Genomic DNA, 17,752 nt, shown 5'->3' with positions numbered 1-17,752 from the left:
CGGTCGCGCACGGTGTTCCTGCAAGCGGCTACCGGCTGACGGAAACCAGCGGCACGCCGATGCCGCGGGCGTTCGGATTCAGGCCCAGTCCGTACTTTAGGCTGCGTCCGATGCGTTCGGCGTAGTCGACCATCTGCACCGCGCCGGCCTCGTCCAATTCCTCGGCGCAGGTCGCACGCCACAGGGCCAGCCAGTGATCGAAGTGTTCGGCGCGGATCGGCAGCGGCCGGTGCGCGGCCATCGGGTTACCGCGGTAACTGGCCGCACGAAGCGCTACGGAGCACCAGAACGAGGTGAGAAGGCGCTTGTGTTCGGGCCAGTCGTGCACGACGGCGTTGAATACCGGGCCGATCACCGCATCGGCGGCGACCTTGTCGTAGAAGCGGTCGACCAGGCGGGCGATCGCGGTTTCGGTGAGCGTGGTGTCGGTCATGTCGGTGTCGATAGTGCGCCCGGGAATTCCACCGGCGCGTGCTTGATCTTACTTGGCCCTGTCGGGCTCTTCGTGCGGGCGGTGCGGACTGTTGGGGTCGTCACCGACGGAAGGCTCTTGCGTGGCAAGCGCTTCGTCGGCGTCCGGCGCGGGGACGGCTTCGTCCTCCAGCAGCGGCAGCACGGCGGGGCTGTCCAGGTCGTCGAACTGCTGGTGGTTGGCGGCCCAGAAGAACAAGGCCACGGCGACCAATACGATCATCCCGGTAACCGGGATCAGCACCAGCAGGATATTCATGCGCGCAGCCCCGGGCCGGCGCGACCCACGCGCAGGCCGTTGAGCACCACCACCAGCGAACTCACCGACATGCCGATCGCGGCCAGCCACGGCGGCACCAGGCCGGCGGCGGCGAACGGCACGGCCAGCAGGTTGTAGCCGAGCGACCAGCGCCGACCCTGGCGGACCACATGGGCCAGCTGGCGGGCGATGCAGCGCGCTTGCCACAAGCCCTCCAGGCGGCCCCGCGCGAGCAGCAGGTCGGCGTGTGCCTGGGCGAGGTCGGTGCCGGAGGCGAGCGCCGCGGAGACGTCCGCGGCGGCCAGCGCGGGGGCGTCGTTGCTGCCATCGCCCACGGCCAGCGTGACGTGGCCCTGCGCGCGCGCGGCCTCCAGCAGGGCGAGCTTGTCCGCGGGCGATTGCCGGCCGGCCCAGCGCGTGATGCCCAGCGCGCCGGCGATGGTCGCCGTGCGGGCACGGGTGTCGCCGCTGGCGAGCACGGTCGACACGCCGTCGGCGCACAGCGCCTGCAGCGTGGCGGCAGCGCCATCGCGGGGTGCTTCGCTGGCGTGGAAGGCGGCCAGCGGACCCTCGGCGTCCGCCAGCATCAACGTGCCGGCCGCGCTTGCCGGTGCGCTGCGGCCGCTCGGCGCCAGCGCGAAATCGGGCCGGCCCAGGCGCAGTGCGCGGCCGTCCACCACGGCCTCGATGCCGGCGGTGGCGGTCACCTTCAGACCATGCGCGGGTGGCGTCGCGTCGGGCCAGGCAGCGGCCAGCGCGAGCGCCAGCGGGTGCGTGCTCTCGCGCGCCAGCGCGGCGGCCAGGCGCAGCGCATCGGCCGGCTGCAAGCGCTCGCGCAGCGGCTCGATGGCATCGGCGTCCAGCCACGGCGTGGCCAGCGTGCCGGTCTTGTCGAACAGCGCGTAGTCGACGCGGGCGAGCGCCTCGAGCGCGCGCGGTTCGGTCACCAGCACGCCGCGGTCGGCAAGCACGGCCAGCGCGCGGGTGAGCGCAGCCGGGCGGGTCAGCGCGAAGGCGCACGGGCAGGCGACCACCAGCACGGCGACGGCAGCATCGAAGGCGCGCGCGCGGTCGAGCCACAGCCAGGCGAGCGCGGTCAGCACGGTAAGCACGAGCACGCGCAGCACGAAGCGGGCCGCCTCGCGGTCGGCCGGATCGTCGGCGCCGCGGCCCTGGCGCGCCCGTCCGGCCAACCGGCCCAGGCGTGCGACGGCGGTGTCCTCGCCGCTGTGCTCCACGCGCAGCTCGGCCGGGCTGCCGAGCAGCACGCTGCCGGCGACCAGCCGTTCGCCGCGCTGGCGCTGGCACGGGCGCGATTCGCCGGAGAGCAGGGCCTCGTCCACCTCGACCGCGTCGCTTTCCAGCACGCCATCGGCCGGCACCGTGCCGCCTTCGGCGATGCGCACGCGGTCGCCGGGCAGCAGCTCGAGCGCCGGTACGCTCTCCAGGCCGCCATCGGCGCGGCGGCGCTCGGCCAGCAGCGGGGTGGCGTCCTGCGCGGCCTCGCCCAGCGACCCGCTGGCGTGGCGGGCGCTCAGTTCCACGTGGCGCGCGGCCAGCAGCAGGAACACGAACATGCTGACCGAGTCGAAATACACCTCGCCATGGCCGCGCACGGTGCTCCACACGCTGGCGCCGAAGGTCAGCAGCACCGCCAGCGACACGGTGAGGTTCACGCCCGCCCGGCGCGTGCGCAGCTCACGCCATGCGCGGAGGAGGAACGGTTGCGCGGAGTAGGCGACCACCGGTGCGGTGGTGAGCAGGCTGAGCCAGCGGAACAGTCCGCGCGTGGTGAAGTCGACGAAGTCGACCACGCCGATGTACATGACGAAGGCGTAGGTCATCACCTGCATCGCGCACATGCCCGCCACCAGCAGGCGCTTGAGCGCGTCGTTGGCTTCGGCGCTGCGTGCATCGTCCACGTGCTCGCGGCGCAGTGGCCGCGCGCTGCAGCCGGCGGCCGCGAAGGCGTCGAGCAGCTGCGGCAGGGCGAGCCGCTCCGGATTCCACACGATGCGCGCGCGCTTTGCACGGACATCGATCGCCACGCGCGCCACGCCTGGCAGCGCATGCAGGCGTTCGTCCAGGCGCAGCACCTGGCGTGGATCGCCAAGGCCTTCGACGCGCAATGCGATTTCGGCACGGCCGTCGCGGCGCGGCCGGATCACCTGTGCGGCCAGGCGCGGATGCAGCCAGGCGGCATGCGCGCCGAGCGCGTTCACGGCCTGCGGTCCGTGTCGCGGGCGTCGTGCGTGGCGGGCTTGTCCTGCGCGGAGCGGGCATCGTGCGCGTGCACGGGCATGTCCAGCAGCGTGTGCGGATGGGCATCCTCAAGCGGCAGGTCGGCGTGGCGGGCGCCGAGCACGATCATCCACACGCAGCCGGCCAGCGATGCGACGAGGATCGTCGCGCCGAGCCACAACACGGGCTGGCGGTACCAGGCGCCGGCGTGCGCCGGCGCCGCCTCAGCGGGCCGCCTGTGCTGCTGCATCGCCCTGGTGCGAAAGGTGATAGACGTAGGCGGCCAGCACGCGCATCTGGTCTTCGGTCAGGCGCTTGCTCCACGCCGGCATGTGGCCCTGGCGGCCGCCGCCGATGGTGCGCACGATGTCCTCGTACTTGCCGCCGTGCAGCCAGATGTGGTCGGTCAGGTTGGGCGCGCCCAGCGCCGGGTTGCCCTTGCCCTGTTCGCCATGGCAGGCCGCGCAGGTGGTGAACAGCGGCTTGCCGGCGGCGGCGCGCGCCGCGTCGTGCGGCGCGCCGGACAGGCTCAGCACGTAGTTGGCCAGGTTCTTCACGTTGTCCTCGCCCAGGCTCGCCCACGGCGGCATCAGGCCGCTGCGGCCATCGTGGATCGAGGACAGGATGTCCTTGCCGCTGCCGCCGTAGAGCCAGTCGTCGTCGATCAGGCTCGGCGCGCCGACCTTGACGTTGCCGTAGCCGCCGCGGCCGTGGCAGGCGGCGCAATTGTCCACGAACAGGCGCCCGCCCATCTGCAGGGCGGCCGGGTCATTGGCCAGCTGCTCGATCGGGTATTCGCGGAAGCGCAATACCAGTTCGTCGAGCTTGGCATTGTTGATCGACTCGGCCCGGGCCAGCTCGCCGTGGGCGGTCCAGCCCAGGATCCCCTTGTGGCTGCCGAAGCCGGGATAGAGCACCAGGTAGGTGAAGCCGGCGACGAACATCGCGCCGGACAGCAGCAGCCACCACAGCGGCAGGTTGCGCACGCCCTCGCGGATGGTGCCGTGCGCCCACACGTGACCGGAGGTCTGGTCCGGCTGCGTGGGGATCTTCGCGCGCGGGCCCCACAGGAAAAGGAACAGCGTGATGCCCAGGTTGAGCACCACCAGGAACATCACCCACAACGACCAACCCGTGCTCACGGCTGTTCACCCTTGTTGTTGTTCTTGCCGGTGCGCGGCTGACCGGGCACCGGGCCCTCAGGCTTGTCTTCCATGGGCAGCTCGCTCATCCGCTTGAAGGTCGAGCGGTGGCGCTTGCGCCAGGCCCACACCCAGATGCCGATGAAGATCAGCATCAGCACCACGGTGACGGCGCCGGTCAGGTGGCCCCAGAAGGAATCCATCATGGGGTGGCTCATGGCATGCCTCCGTGCCCGGCGGGAACCGGTACCTTGTTGGCCGGTTCGTTCTGTATCCCCAGGCCCTGCAGGTAGGCGATCAGCGCGTCCATCTCGGTCTTGCCGGCGAGCGCCTGCTTCGCGCCGGCGATGTCCGCGTCGGTGTAGGGATCGCCCAGCTTGCGCAGGACGCGCATGCGCGCCTGGATATCTTCGGCGTTGATCTTGTTGTTCTCGAGCCAGTTGTAGCGCGGCATGTTCGAGTCGGGCACGACCTGGCGCGGGTCTTCCAGGTGCAGTCGCTGCCACTGGTCGGTGTACTTGCCGCCCACGCGCGCCAGGTCCGGACCGGTGCGCTTGGAGCCCCACTGGAACGGCCGGTCGTACACCGATTCCTCGGCGGTGGAGTAGTGGCCGTAGCGCTGGGTCTCGGCGCGCAGCGCGCGGATCATCTGCGAGTGGCACAGGTAGCAGCCCTCGCGCACGTAGACGTCCTTGCCGGCCAGGCGCAGCGGGTCGTACGGCCTCACGCCGAGCGGCGCCTTGACCGCGTGCGCTTCCATGAACAGCGGGGTGATCTCCGCCAGGCCGCCGATGGACACCATGATCGCCGTGAGGATGCCCAGCAGCGCGGCATTCTTCTCGATGATTTCGAAATGCTTGTAAGCCATGGGATGGTGTTCTTATTTGAAGAGTGCGGCCATGGATGGCCGCTTTTGGAGCGGCAGGATCACGCTGCCTTCCCGACGCGGTAGCTCTACCGAAGCGGCGATCACGGACGATCGCATCAGTTGGTCACCGGCAGCGGTTCGGGCACCTGGTGCGGATCGGGTTCGGGGATCGGCACCGGGATCGGCTTGATCAGCCGCGCACGTGCGTCGGCCGCGGTGTGCCACAGGTTCCAGGCCATCAGCACCATGCCCGCAAGGATCACCACGCCGGCGAACCAGCGCGTCCAGTACATCGGCTTGATCGCCAGCAGGCTGTCGATGAAGGGATAGGTGAGCGAGCCGTCGGGCAGCGTGGCGCGCCACATCAGCCCCTCGGTGACGCCGGCGACCCACATCGAGCCGACGTACAGCACCACGCCGAACACATGCAGCCAGAAGTGCCACTCCATCGCCTTGTGCGAATACATCTTCTCCTGGCCCAGCGCGCGCGGCGCCATCGCGTAGAGCGAGCCGATGGTGATCATCGCCACCCAGCCGAGCGCGCCGTTGTGCACGTGGGCGATGGTCCAGTCGGTGTAGTGCGAGAGCGAGTTGACGGTCTTGACCGCCATCATCGAGCCCTCGAAGGTGGAGCCGGCATAGAACACCAGCGCCATCACCATGAATTTGGCGGCCGGGTCGGTCCTGAGCTTGGGCCAGGAGCCGTTGAAGGTCATCAGGCCGTTGGCGGCCGAGCCCCAGCTGGGCATCAACAGCACCAGCGAGAAGGCCATGCCGACCGACTGCACCCAGTCCGGCAGCGCGGTGTACATCAGGTGGTGCGCGCCGGCCCACATGTACACCGAGATCAGCGCCCAGAAATTGACGATGGAGAAGCGGTAGCTCCACAGCGGCTGCTGCGCCTGGCGCGGCACGAAGTAGTACATCATTCCGAGGAAGCCGGCGGTCAAGAAGAACGCCACCGCATTGTGGCCGTACCACCACTGCACCATCGCATCGACCACGCCCGAATAGATCGGGTAGGACTTCGACAGCGACACCGGGATCACCAGGTTGTTGACGATGTGCAGCAGGCCCACTGCGATGATCCACGCGCCGTAGTACCAGTTGGCCACGTAGATGTGGCGGATGCGCCGGCGCGCCAGCGTGCCGAAGAACACCACGCCCAGGCTCACCCACACCACCGCGATGATGATGTCGACCCACCACTCCGGCTCGGCGTATTCCTTGCTCTGGGTCAGGCCCAGCGGCATGGTCACCATCGCCGCGAGGCACGCCACTTGCCAGCCCCAGAAGGTGAACGCGGCCAGCCGCGGATAGGCCAGCCGTGTGTGGCCGGTACGCTGCACCACGTAGTAGCACGTGCCCATCAGCGCCGAGCCGCCGAAGGCGAAGATCACGCCGAAGGTGTGGTCGGGGCGGATGTGGCTGAAGGTCAGCCACGACGTATCGAAGTTGAACATCGGCCACGCCAGCTGCGCGGCGGCGAGCACGCCGACCGACATGCCGACGATGCCCCACACGGCCGCCGCCAGCAGGAACTGGCGCACGACCTTGTCGTTGTAATACTCGGTGTTGGGCATGGATGGATTCCAGTGGGGATGCAATATTGTCCCGCGCGGCCCGTCGCTGCGGTTGACCTGGGTCACGGCCGTGCGGCAACGCGCCGCTCTTTCGGCCGCGGTCGGTTGTCGCACGCGGAGCCTATCCTGCGGCGCGCCGGCGCGCCGGCGCGCTTGCGCGAATGACTGCAACGGCGTTTGGCCCGATGGTGCGCCGTGGGTGTCGGTGTGGAGTGAACCGCCCAGGTGGATGACCTGGGTCAGGGCGCGCCGCGATCGGCGGAGGCATGCTGGCGACATCGCATACGGCCAGCCCATGACCCACGTCGTCACCGAAAACTGCATCAACTGCAAGCACACCGACTGCGTGGAGGTGTGCCCCGTGGATGCCTTCCACGAGGGCCCGAACTTCCTCGTCATAAATCCGGACGAGTGCATCGATTGCACGCTCTGCGTGGAGGAGTGCCCGGTGGGCGCGATCTATCCGGAACTCGATATCCCGGTCGGCCAGGAAGGCTTCCTGGCCCTCAATGCCGAACTGGCGCGCGAGTGGCCGGTGATCGTCACGAAGATTCCAGCGATGGAGGACGCCGATCGCTGGGACGGCGTGCCGGACAAGCTGGCGCTGCTCGAGCGTTGATGCCATCGGACATGCCCCCTCTCCCCGCCGGGAAGAGGGGTTGGGGTGAGGGGCCAAGGCTGGCCCCGAACGTCGGGCAGGCAAGGGCGCTGGGAGGATTTTCCTCGCCTCTCCCGCCAATCCCCGGCCTGGGCAGGGACGGCCAGGACCAGGCCTTAATCCTGCTGCGGTATCCGCCGCAGGTCGAGCGAGTAGCCGACGGCCAGCACCAACGCGACGACCGCTTGCGCCACCACCGACTGCCAGGTCGGATAAATCCCCAGCAGCTCGATCCGCGGCAGCGGCGCCACGTGCACGCCGATCCAGCCAGCTTCCTGCAACGCGGCGATGCCCTTGCCGGTGAGCACGATCGCCAGCAGCGCGATCAGCATGGAACTGGCCGAGAAGAACTTGCCCAGCGGCAGCCGCCGGCTGGTGCGCAGCAGCAGCCAGGCGATCACCGCCAGCGTCAGCGCGCCGCTGCCGACGCCGGCCAGCAGCCACGCGCGGGGGCCTTCGTTCCACATCGCCACGTAGAACAGGATGGTTTCGAACACCTCGCGGTAGACCGAGATGAAGGCCAGCCCGAACAGGAACCACGCCGAACGATCCAGCGTCGCGGCCATCTTCGCCTTGAGGTACGCCTGCCAGCGCCCGCCCACGCTCTTGCGGTGCATCCACAGGCCCACGCACAGCAGCACGGCAGCCGCGAACAGCGAGGACAAGCCTTCGGTCAGCTCGCGACCGGCGCCGCTGATCGCCACGGCGTAGCTTGCGAACGCCCAGGTAGCCAGGCCCGCGAGCAGGGCCAGGCTCCAGCCGGCGTGCACGTAGCGCAGCATCGCCGGTCGCTCGGCCTTGCGCAGGAAGGCCAGCAGGGCGACCACGACGAGCAGCGCTTCCAGCCCCTCGCGCACCAGGATGGTCCAGGCGCCGAGAAAGGCCGAGGCCGCATCGGCCGAACCGCCGGCGAGCGTCGCCTGGGCGCGTTGCAGCAGGGCGTCGGCCGTCTGCTGCCTGGTCACGACGTCGGTGCCGTGGCCGGTGACCGCGGTGCGGTAGGCGCCCATCGCCGTTTCCAGTTGCGCCCGCAGTGCGCTGTCGCGGGCGTCCAGCTGCGGCTCGACCGGTTCGACGCCGTCGAGGTAGGCGGACAAGGCGAGGCGTTGTGCTTCCTCGGCCTGGCCCTGTTGCCAGGCGGCGAAGCTCGCGGCGAGCTTCGCGCGCGCCAGCGGCAGGCCGGCGGACGCCTCCGGCAGCGCGCCGGGGTGCGCGCGCAGGTAGCCCAGGATTGCCCGTGCCTGTGCCTCGCCGAGTTCCGGCGCGAGCTGCGCCACGCGGGCGCGGGAGAGTTCCTGCAGGTTGCCCAGCTGCGCGTGCGCGGTGGCGTTGTCCTTCCATGCCCGTGCGCCTTCGCCCGCTTGCCGCGCGTAGGCCAGCGAGCCGACGTAGTAGGCGAGCGACCAGCGGTCCTCGACCGGCAACTGGTCGGCATAGCCGGCCATCGCGGTGCCCTTTACGCCCTGGCCGATCGCCTCGAACAGCGACAGCACGCTGCGCTGGTCGGCACGCGTGCGGTCGGTGAAATCGATGGGCGGCGGATCGAGCGTCGCCGCGGCGGGACCGTCGCCCTGGCCGTGGGCACCGTGGCAGGCGGCGCAGGTCTGCTGGTAGAGCCGGGCACCGCGCGCCAGGTGGGGCGGGTGCGCCGGCGCCGTGGGCATCGGATAGGCGGCGAGCAGGGCGTCGGCAAGAACGTGGGCCTGGCGGGCGACGTCGGGGCTGGCGGCCCTGGCATCGATCAGCTGCACCAGGCGCGTGGCCTGGCCGCGCAGCGCCGGGGTGGCGGGCGCCGCCGGCAACCGCGCGATGCGCTGGCGGGCGGTGCCGGCGAACTCGCGCATCTCGGCGTACTCGGACGGGCTGGTCACCTCGCCGTCGCGCACCGCGCCGGCATAGTCGGTGGCAAGGTAGTCGAGCATCTGCCAGGTCTGGCTGACGTCGGGGGCTGCGCCGGCGTTATCCGGAGCGGCCGGTGCGGAAGCCGCCGGCGGTACCTGGGCGAAGGCAGGACACCCGCCCACCAGTAGGGCGAAGGCCAGCATCCGGGTCGCCCACTTGTTGAGAATGCCTATCATTGCCTGAGTATAGGCCGTAACCACGCGAGCGGCGGCGGGCGTGTCCGGATGCCGCAGTGGAGCGGACTGCGGGGGCGTTTCTTCGGTCTTCCCACGGACCCCGGGGCCAAAAAAAAGCCGGAACCTTCAACCGGTCCCGGCCTCTTCGTCCGTGCCGGCCTCCGCGAGGAAAGCCGGCCTGACGCTTCTACTTCGCCACCACCCGCACCATTTCAAGGCACTTGTTCGAGTAGCCCCACTCGTTGTCGTACCAGCTGACCAGCTTGACGAAGGTGGGATCGAGCGCGATGCCGGCGTCAGCGTCGAAGATCGAGGTGCGCGCGTCGCCGCGGAAGTCGGTGGCGACCACCTTGTCCTCGGTGTAGCCCAGCACGCCCTTGAGCGCGCCTTCGGACTGCGCCTTCATCTCGGCGCAGATCTCGGCGTAGGTCGCGGGCTTCTCGAGCTCGACGGTGAGGTCGACGACGGACACGTCCGAGGTCGGCACGCGGAAGGACATGCCGGTGAGCTTCTTGTTGAGCTCGGGAATCACCACGCCCACCGCTTTCGCCGCGCCGGTGGAAGAAGGGATGATGTTCTCCAGGATGCCGCGGCCGCCGCGCCAGTCCTTGTTGCTCGGGCCGTCCACGGTCTTCTGGGTGGCGGTGGCGGCGTGCACGGTGGTCATCAGGCCGCGCTTGATGCCCCACTTGTCGTTGAGCACCTTGGCCAGCGGCGCCAGGCAGTTGGTGGTGCACGAGGCGTTCGAGATGATCGCCTCGCCGGCATACTTCTGGTGGTTCACGCCGTAGACGAACATCGGCGTGTCGTCCTTCGACGGTGCCGACTGGATGACCTTCTTCGCGCCCGCGTCGAGGTGCTTCTGGCAGGTTTCCTTGGTAAGGAACAGGCCGGTCGATTCGATCACGACGTCGGCGCCCACCTCGCCCCATTTCAGGTTGGCCGGATCGCGTTCCTGAGTCAGGCGGATGCGCTTGCCGTTGACCACCAGCTGCCCGTCCACGATCGACACCTCGCCCCTGAAGCGGCCATGCACCGAGTCGTAGCGCAGCATGTAGGCCAGGTAGTCAGGCTCCAGCAGATCGTTGATGGCGACGATTTCGATGTCCGCGAAGTTCTGCACGGCGGCGCGCAGCACGTTGCGGCCGATGCGGCCGAAGCCGTTGATGCCGACCTTGATGGCCATGGGCGATGCTTCCTCTGGTTCGGTGAAGGCAGTTGGCGTGCGGTTGGCCGCCACGAACGCACATTTTAGCCGGAAGCGGTGCGGGGCTTGTTGGCCTGGCGATAGCTGCCCAGGCAGGTGAGCCCTCCGGCGCGACGGCTGGCTGAGGATTTCCCCGGTTTCCCGTGCTTGTCCGTCGTGGCTTCGGCCCGTCTGCGCACCGTTCCGTAACTCCACGCGTGCGACGATCCAGCCACGGCCCTACCGGGAGCGACCGATGCAGCCTCACGTCACGCCGTTCTTCCAAGCGTCCACGTCGACCTGGAGCTACCTGGTGCGCGACCCGGCCAGCGGCGAGGCGGCGGTGATCGATGCACCGCTCGACTTCGAGCCGGTCACCGGCGAGGTCGGCCACGCAAGCGCAGCGGCGATCCTGCAGGCGGCTGACCGCGATGGCGCCCGCGTGCGCTGGATCCTGGAAACGCATGCGCATGCCGACCACCTGTCCGCCGCCGCCTGGCTGAAGGAGCGCACCGGCGCGCCGACCGCGATCGGCGCCGGTATCGTACAGGTGCAGGAAACCTTCAAGCAGCGGTTGGGCCTGGACGGCGGCGAGCCATACCTGGACGGCAACGCGTTCGACCGCCTGCTGCAGGATGGCGACGCGTTGCCGCTGGGTCAGCTGACCATCCAGGTGGTTGCCACGCCCGGGCATACGGCGGACAGCATGAGCTACCTGATTGGCGATGCGGTCTTCGTCGGCGACACGCTGTTCTCGCCGGCTGCCGGCTCCGCACGCTGCGATTTTCCCGGCGGCGATGCGCATGCGCTGTTCCGTTCCGTGTGGCGTATCTACCGGCTGCCGGCCACGCGGATGTACCTGGCGCACGACTATCCGCCAGCGGGTATCGAGCCGCGCGCCGAAGTGCCGGTGGCCGAGCAGCGTGCCGACAACAGGCACATCCGCGAGGGCGTCGGGGAAGCCGATTTCGTCGCCATGCGCCAGCAGCGCGATGCGGGCCTGCCGCCGCCGCGGCTGCTCTGGCCGGCGCTGCAGGTGAACATCCGCGGCGGACGCCTGCCGCCGCCGGAGGCCAATGGCCAACGTTATCTCAAGCTGCCTCTGCAGTTGCGCCCGGAGTGAGGCAAACTGGGCGGCTCGTTCCCACGCGTTGTCCCCCGTGATGTCCCTGCGCCGTTTCGCTGTCCTCCTGCTTGCCTGTTTCCTGCTGGTCCCCGATGCCCGCGCCTGGGGCCCGGAAGGCCACCGCATCGTCGCCGACCTGGCGCAGCGCCACCTGAGTCCCACCGCCGAGGCGCAGGTCGAACGCCTGCTCGCGCCGGAACATACCCGGCGGCTGGCCGACGTGGCCAACTGGGCCGACGACATCCAGGACGACCCTTCGCAGCAGGCGCTATGGAAAGCTACCCGCGGCCTGCACTACATCAACTTCCGCGACCGCCGCTGCGACTACCAGCCGCCGCGCGACTGCCGTAACGACCGCTGCGTGGTCGGCGGCCTGCAGCACTATGTCGCGCTGCTCGGCGACCGCAGCCAGAGCGACGCGGTGCGCCGCGAGGCGCTGAAGTTCGTGGTCCATTTCATCGGCGACGTGCACCAGCCGCTGCATGCCGGCTACCGCGACGACAAGGGCGGCAACACCTATCAGGTGCAGTTCCAGGACCAGGGCAGCAACCTGCACCGCGTGTGGGATTCGGGCATGCTGCGCACCCGCGGCCTGGACTGGCGCGATTACGCGCAGCAGCTCGATGCACGCGGGCCGGTAGCGCTGCCGCCGGCGGCCGACAAGCCTTTCGTCGCCTGGGCCGAGGAGTCGTGCCGGCTCAGCCGTGACATCTATCCGGACGGCCATACGGTGGACGCCGGCTACGTCCGGGCACAGCTGCCGCTGGCCGAGCGGCGGCTGCGCGAGGCAGGCCGGCGGCTGGCGGAGGTGCTCAACCGCACGCTCGGTTGAGCCTGGGGCCAAGCCCGTCACACTGCATACGATTGCAGCCCGTCGCGGTGGCGCCTCCATCTGCTAGCCTCGCCGGCATGAATGCCGAAAATCACCTGCGCCGTACCAAGATCGTCGCCACCCTGGGTCCCGCCACCGACGCGCCGGGCATGCTCGCGCGGCTGATCGCCGAAGGCGTGGACGTGGTCCGCCTCAACCTCTCGCATGGCCAGCCGCAGGACCACCGCGCGCGCGCGACGGCGGTGCGTGATGCGGCGCAGGCGGCCGGGCGCGAAGTCGGCATTCTGGCCGACCTGCAGGGCCCGAAGATCCGCATCGAGAAGTTCGCCCACGGACCGATCGAGCTGCAGCCGGGCGATCCGTTCGTGCTCGACTGCTCGCCCGACGCACCGCCCGGTGACCGCACCCGCGTCGGCGTCAGCTACCACCAGTTGCCGCAGGACGTGGCCGCCGGCGACGTGCTGCTGCTCGACGATGGCCTGGTCGCGCTTCGCGTGGTCGCCGTCGAGGGCGCGCAGGTGCGCTGCGAGGTGCTGATCGGCGGCCGCCTGTCCGACCGCAAGGGGCTCAACCGGCAGGGCGGCGGCCTCTCCGTGTCCGCGCTGTCGGACAAGGACCGCGCAGACATCAAGCTCGCCGCCGAGATCGGTGCCGACTTTCTCGCCGTGTCGTTCGTGCGTTCGGCTGCCGATATGGAGCAGGCCCGCCGCCTGCTGCGCGAGGCCGACGGCCACGGTGCCCTGGTGGCCAAGATCGAGCGCGCCGATGCGATTCCGGTGCTGGGCGAGATCATCGATGCCTCCGACGCGGTGATGGTGGCGCGCGGCGACCTGGGCGTGGAGATCGGCGACGCCGAACTGCCCGGCCTGCAGAAGAAGATCATCCGCGAAGCGGTCGCGCGCAACCGTGCCGTGATCACCGCCACGCAGATGCTGCAGTCGATGGTGACCGCGCCCATTCCGACCCGCGCCGAGGTCCTGGACGTCGCCAATGCGGTGATCGATGGCACCGACGCGGTGATGCTGTCGCAGGAGACCGCCGCCGGTGCGCACCCGGACGTTGCGGTGGCCGCCATGCGCCGCATCTGCCTTGGCGCCGAGCGGCAGTTCGAGCCAAAGGAAGACCTGGCCACCGCGGTCCATCGGCTCGACCGCGCCGACCAGGCGATTGCGCTGGCGGCGATGGTGCTGGCCGGGCAATTGGGCGTGCGTGCGCTGATCGCGCTGACCGATTCGGGCGCGACTGCCCAGTGGCTCTCGCGGTACCGCAGCGCGGTGCCTATCTTCGCGCTCTCGCCCAGCGCCGATTCGCGACGGCGCATGCTGCTGCTGCGCGATGTACAGCCGGTGGCCTTCAACGAAGTGAGCCAGAGTTCCGCGGCCAACGCGCGCGAGGCGGTGCGGCAACTGTTTGCGCAGGGCAAGCTGGCCGAGGGCGACCGCGTGGTGCTGACTCAGGGCGACCGCGTCGGCGCCGGCGGCGGCACCAACACGCTCAAGCTGTTGCTGGTCGGCGCCGAGGGCATCGTCGAGAGCCTGCGGGATCTCTAGCTTGCACCCTCTGGCTGGGTGAGGGGCCGGGGGTCGCGGGAACCCCCGGCCCCTCACCCAGCCCTTTCCCCGCAGGGGAGAGGGAGCAATGGCACGGCCGTGACCACGACGGCGCTACACTGCGACCCCCCATGTCCCAGGAGGTTGCCATGAACCCGACCGTCCGCCGTCTCGCCCTCGCGACGCTGCTCGTCGTCGGCCTGCCCGCCATGGCGCAGTCGCAGCAGAGGGTCGACCCGCAGCACCTGTTCGACTACTGGATCCTGCTCAACCACTCGGTCGATATCGACATCCCCAACAGCGCCAGCGGCGTGACCAAGCCCGGCTGCGCGGCGGTAAGCTACATGATCGGTTCCGACGGCGTGCCGCGTGAGCTGAAGGTCGAAAAGGTCGTGCCCAAGGGCGACTTCGGCCAGATCGCGCTGAGCGCGGTTTCCAACTTCCGCTACGGCCCCTCGCTATCGAACAAAAACCACGACCCGGTGGCTACCTATTACGTGGTGCCCTTCAATGCGCCGTCGGACCCTGCCGGGCAGCAGCAGGTGATGGCGCCGTGCCGCCTGGCCGGCTACGCGGGCTGAGTCTTGCCGGATCGTCACGACGGCCTTGACGCCAAGTCGTTATAATCGGCGGTTCTTTGACTCGCCGCCCCGTTCCGGGGTGGCGCAAATCCATTGCGGTGACCCCGCCTCGTCTGCACGGAGTCGTTCATGAGCATCGAAGATCTTGAAAGCATCGCCCAGGCGATGGTCGCCCCCGGCAAGGGCATCATCGCGATCGACGAATCGACCAACACGATCAAGAAGCGCTTCGAGGCCGTCGGCATCGAGAACAACGAGGAGAACCGCCGCGCCTATCGCGAGCTGCTGCTGACCGCCCCGGGCCTCAACGAGCATATCTCCGGCGCGATCCTGTACGACGAGACGATCCGCCAGAAGACCAAGGACGGCGTGCCGTTCACTCAGGTGATGAAGAAGAACGGCATCATCCCGGGCATCAAGGTCGACAAGGGCCCCGTGCCGCTGGCTGGTTTCCCCGGCGACGTGGTGACCGAGGGCCTGGACGGCCTGCGCGACCGCCTGGCCGAGTACGTCAAGCTAGGTGCGCAGTTCGCCAAATGGCGCGCGGTGATCAACATCTCCGACGACAATCCCAGCTCCACCGCGATCGAAGCCAACTGCCACGCGTTGGCCCGCTACGCCGCGCTGTGCCAGGAAGCCGGTCTGGTGCCGATGGTCGAGCCCGAAGTGATCATGGACGGCGACCATTCGATCGAGGTCAGCTACGAAGTGCACGAGGCCGTGCTGCGCAGCCTGTTCAACGCGCTGTACGAGCAGAACGTGATGCTCGAAGGCACCATCCTGAAGGTCAGCATGGTCATTCCCGGCAAGGACTGCGACGAGCAGGCCGAGGTCGAGGAAGTGGCCGACGCCACCGTGCGCGTGCTCAAGAGCACCGTACCGGCCTCGCTGCCGGGCATCGTGTTCCTCTCCGGCGGCCAGACCGACGAGCAGTCGACCGCGCATCTCAATGCCATGAACCGCATCGGACCGCATCCGTGGCCGCTGTCGTTCTCCTACGGCCGCGCGATGCAGCAGGCGGCGCTCAAGCTCTGGTCGAAGGACATGAAGGGCAACTACGTCGAGGCGCAGAAGACCGTCGCCGCGCGCGCCAAGGAGAATGGCATGGCCGCGCTGGGGCAGTGGAACGGCTGAGTTCCAGCGATGCGCTGATTCCCAGTCATGCTTGTAGAAAAGGGCGCCGCAAGGCGCCCTTTTTTGCTGCTGCTTCGTGCCCTTTTCGGGGGAGAGGAGCAAGGCCGGGGCTCGGGGGAATGTCGTATGCGGGCATGCCCTGTTTCTCGTCTTGCCGGATTCTCCGCGATGTGGCTCGCCCTAACCAAAAAAACGGCCTGGTTCGGCCCGGGGTGGCGTAAGAGCTAGGTGCCATGGCGCCTTGTCGAGTGCGTCTCTTGCTCCTAGAGGAGCTGCAGCCGCTATGCCGCGGGCGCTCGGAAGTTGAGGCAGGAGTCTGCGCGAATCTTCCGGAGGGCGGGGCAGAAAGAAGGGCGCCCGAGGGCGCCCTTCTTTCATGACGGCGTCCCTGCGCCAGGTGCATCAGAACCGGTATTCGGCGCTGACCGAGACCATGTTGGTGTCGAGGTTGACGTTGTTCTTCGAGGCGTCGTAGTGGTCGTAGTTCAGGCCTACGCTCGTGTTGTTGCTGAAGTCGTAGCCCACGCCCGCGCCGGCGTACCAGCTGGTGTCGTCCAGGCTCTTGCGCACCGGGTTGACGTCGTTGCTCAGGCCGTGGCCCTTCCAGCTGTACAGGCCCGTGCGCGCGCTGACGTACCAGTTCTGCCCGACGTTGAAGTGACCATTCACGCCGGCAGTCCAGCCATGCAGCTGCGAGCGGCCATGCTCGACCACGTCGTTGCTGTTGAAGATGTTCTTGACGTGGATGTTGCCCAGGTCGTTGTAGCCGGCTTCCACGCCGATCGCCACGAACGGATCGACCGACCAGCGATAACCGCCACCAATCGCATAACCGGTGTCGTGGCTGTCGTACGGGCCCTTGTTGATCGAGGTGCGGCCCACGTTGCCGTTGACGAACCAGCCATCGGTATGGGTCGGCGCACTCTGCGCGAATGCGGCGGGAACGGCCAGCAGGCCGGCGGAAGCAAAGGCGAGGGCAAGCAGCGTGTTTTTCATGGGAGATTCTCCTGTTGTTGTGGCGATCGCGGGGACTCGATCGCCGCGCGCGCCTTGAAGGGGAAGGCGACGCGTGGTCCTTGGATGCGGCCGGCAGGCGAAAGATTCAATCCGCATGAGCGTGCCGGTAATTTGCCGTTAAGCTGCGCGGCTCAGGGCAGATGGACGCCTAGGCGTCCATCTGCCAATGGCTTGCATCAGAAGCGGTACTCGCCGACCAGCGAGACGATGCCGGTAGAGCGCTTCAGTCCGGTGATCCGTTCACCCGTCGTCGGATTGGTAAAGTGGCCCGCGTTGGCGTGGAAGTAGTCGTAGCCCACCCCGATGCCGAAGTGGTCGTTGACGTCCCAGCCGGTGCCGATGCCGGCGTACCAGCTGCCGCGTCCCGGCCGGTTGCCGTCGGAAAAGCCGAGTGCCTGGCCGACCGTGTCGTAGTAGCGGTTGCTGTTGTCGTTGGCCCAGAACCAGCCGGCATGTGCGCCCACGTACCACTGGGGCGTCAGGTTGATGCGGCCGTTGGCGCCGAGCAGCCAGCCACGCAGTGCATTGGTGGTCGAGCGCTGGTTCACCGGGCTGGAGTTGAATACGTTGCGCACGCGGAAGTTGCCCAGATCCGTGTAGCCGGCTTCGATGCCCAGGCCCAGGTCCTGGCCGGCCTTCCAGCGGTAGCCGCCGAGCAGGCCGTAGCCGGTCCGACGGCCGCGATGGCCACTGAAGAAGTTGAAGGCGCTGGCGTTGCTGCCGAAACCGCCGTCGCTGTTGCCGTTGGTGCGGCCCACGTTGGCGTCGATGAACCAGTTGCCGCTACCGACCGGCTGGCTGGGCAGGTAGTTGCCACCGCTCGTAGAGCTGGTGTCCTGCGGTGGCATGTCGTTGCCCTGTTCCTGGGCGAAGGCGGGGGTGGCCAGCAAGCCGGCCGAAGCGAGAGCGAAAGCAAACAGCGTATTTTTCATGAGGTATCTCCTGATTTCGAGGTCAGGCCGTCCGAACCGCGGGGAAAGATCCGGACGGGGCGCACGGGGCATGCGCTCGGGGCATTGAACCCAG

General features: G+C 68.7%; 18 protein-coding genes. 6 read left to right on the top strand and 12 right to left on the bottom strand.

Features of this window, described 5'->3' with window-relative positions; all coding sequences use genetic code 11:
* Window positions 1–28: 28 nt before the first annotated feature.
* From BMZ38_RS13185 to ccoN, 8 genes are all read right to left on the bottom strand, one after another.
* On the bottom strand, window positions 29–433 hold the full coding sequence (locus BMZ38_RS13185) for a group III truncated hemoglobin (RefSeq protein ID WP_091338500.1): 405 nt from the start codon (window positions 431–433) through the stop codon (window positions 29–31).
* A 48-nt stretch (window positions 434–481) separates the two neighbouring features.
* Window positions 482–730 carry a cbb3-type cytochrome oxidase assembly protein CcoS gene (gene ccoS / locus BMZ38_RS13180; protein ID WP_091338497.1) on the bottom strand — a complete coding sequence of 83 codons (249 nt, stop codon included), beginning with the start codon at window positions 728–730 and terminating at the stop codon, window positions 482–484.
* The gene (locus BMZ38_RS13175) at window positions 727–2,952 is read right to left on the bottom strand and encodes a heavy metal translocating P-type ATPase (protein WP_091338496.1); all 2,226 of its coding nucleotides are present in this window, start codon (window positions 2,950–2,952) and stop codon (window positions 727–729) included. Before BMZ38_RS13175 ends, ccoS begins: the two co-directional genes overlap by 4 nt.
* A complete protein-coding gene (locus BMZ38_RS13170; RefSeq protein WP_091338494.1) occupies window positions 2,949–3,221 on the bottom strand; it encodes a hypothetical protein in 273 nt (90 codons plus the stop codon). Before BMZ38_RS13170 ends, BMZ38_RS13175 begins: the two co-directional genes overlap by 4 nt.
* Entirely contained in the window at window positions 3,196–4,113 is a 918-nt protein-coding gene (gene ccoP, locus BMZ38_RS13165) for a cytochrome-c oxidase, cbb3-type subunit III (protein ID WP_091338492.1), read from the bottom strand. The genes BMZ38_RS13170 and ccoP overlap by 26 nt, the downstream gene beginning before the upstream one ends.
* On the bottom strand, window positions 4,110–4,331 hold the full coding sequence (locus BMZ38_RS13160; RefSeq protein ID WP_245747249.1) for a cbb3-type cytochrome oxidase subunit 3: 222 nt from the start codon (window positions 4,329–4,331) through the stop codon (window positions 4,110–4,112). Before BMZ38_RS13160 ends, ccoP begins: the two co-directional genes overlap by 4 nt.
* Complete coding sequence (gene ccoO / locus BMZ38_RS13155) at window positions 4,328–4,981, bottom strand: cytochrome-c oxidase, cbb3-type subunit II (protein WP_091338490.1); 654 nt, start codon at window positions 4,979–4,981, stop codon at window positions 4,328–4,330. Before ccoO ends, BMZ38_RS13160 begins: the two co-directional genes overlap by 4 nt.
* A gap of 116 nt (window positions 4,982–5,097) precedes the next feature.
* Entirely contained in the window at window positions 5,098–6,564 is a 1,467-nt protein-coding gene (gene ccoN, locus BMZ38_RS13150) for a cytochrome-c oxidase, cbb3-type subunit I (RefSeq protein WP_091338488.1), read from the bottom strand.
* Between the two features lie 295 nt (window positions 6,565–6,859).
* On the opposite strand from ccoN, the gene fdxA reads away from it, so the two are divergent.
* Entirely contained in the window at window positions 6,860–7,183 is a 324-nt protein-coding gene (gene fdxA / locus BMZ38_RS13145) for a ferredoxin FdxA (RefSeq protein ID WP_091338485.1), read from the top strand.
* Between the two features lie 155 nt (window positions 7,184–7,338).
* Here fdxA and BMZ38_RS13140 read toward each other — a convergent pair whose 3' ends face one another.
* Window positions 7,339–9,267: an FTR1 family protein gene (locus BMZ38_RS13140; RefSeq protein ID WP_342707642.1), complete on the bottom strand. Its 1,929-nt coding sequence runs from the start codon at window positions 9,265–9,267 to the stop codon at window positions 7,339–7,341.
* Between the two features lie 220 nt (window positions 9,268–9,487).
* On the bottom strand, window positions 9,488–10,486 hold the full coding sequence (gap, locus tag BMZ38_RS13135; protein WP_091338479.1) for a type I glyceraldehyde-3-phosphate dehydrogenase: 999 nt from the start codon (window positions 10,484–10,486) through the stop codon (window positions 9,488–9,490).
* A 256-nt stretch (window positions 10,487–10,742) separates the two neighbouring features.
* Between gap and BMZ38_RS13130 the strand changes: the two genes are divergently transcribed.
* From BMZ38_RS13130 to BMZ38_RS13110, 5 genes are all read left to right on the top strand, one after another.
* Complete coding sequence (locus BMZ38_RS13130) at window positions 10,743–11,609, top strand: MBL fold metallo-hydrolase (protein ID WP_091338476.1); 867 nt, start codon at window positions 10,743–10,745, stop codon at window positions 11,607–11,609.
* Window positions 11,610–11,649: 40 nt separating this feature from the next.
* Window positions 11,650–12,444, top strand: a complete 795-nt coding sequence (locus BMZ38_RS13125) for a S1/P1 nuclease (RefSeq protein WP_091338473.1) — start codon at window positions 11,650–11,652, stop codon at window positions 12,442–12,444.
* Window positions 12,445–12,521: 77 nt separating this feature from the next.
* Window positions 12,522–13,994 (top strand): pyruvate kinase, encoded by a 1,473-nt coding sequence (pyk, locus tag BMZ38_RS13120; RefSeq protein ID WP_091338470.1) that lies wholly within the window; start codon window positions 12,522–12,524, stop codon window positions 13,992–13,994.
* A 149-nt stretch (window positions 13,995–14,143) separates the two neighbouring features.
* On the top strand, window positions 14,144–14,575 hold the full coding sequence (locus tag BMZ38_RS13115) for an energy transducer TonB (protein ID WP_091338469.1): 432 nt from the start codon (window positions 14,144–14,146) through the stop codon (window positions 14,573–14,575).
* 129 nt (window positions 14,576–14,704) lie between these two features.
* Window positions 14,705–15,709: a class I fructose-bisphosphate aldolase gene (locus BMZ38_RS13110; RefSeq protein ID WP_091338466.1), complete on the top strand. Its 1,005-nt coding sequence runs from the start codon at window positions 14,705–14,707 to the stop codon at window positions 15,707–15,709.
* 402 nt (window positions 15,710–16,111) lie between these two features.
* Here the strand turns inward: BMZ38_RS13110 and BMZ38_RS13105 are convergent, their stop codons facing one another.
* Window positions 16,112–16,705: a porin family protein gene (locus tag BMZ38_RS13105; RefSeq protein WP_091338463.1), complete on the bottom strand. Its 594-nt coding sequence runs from the start codon at window positions 16,703–16,705 to the stop codon at window positions 16,112–16,114.
* Window positions 16,706–16,902: 197 nt separating this feature from the next.
* Window positions 16,903–17,658, bottom strand: coding sequence for an outer membrane protein (locus BMZ38_RS13100; protein ID WP_091338461.1), 756 nt, complete (start codon window positions 17,656–17,658; stop codon window positions 16,903–16,905).
* Window positions 17,659–17,752: the final 94 nt, after the last annotated feature.

It is taken from the genome of Frateuria terrea, from assembly GCF_900115705.1.
GTDB lineage: Bacteria > Pseudomonadota > Gammaproteobacteria > Xanthomonadales > Rhodanobacteraceae > Frateuria_A > Frateuria_A terrea.
This window is presented reverse-complemented; position numbering and strand designations above follow the sequence as displayed.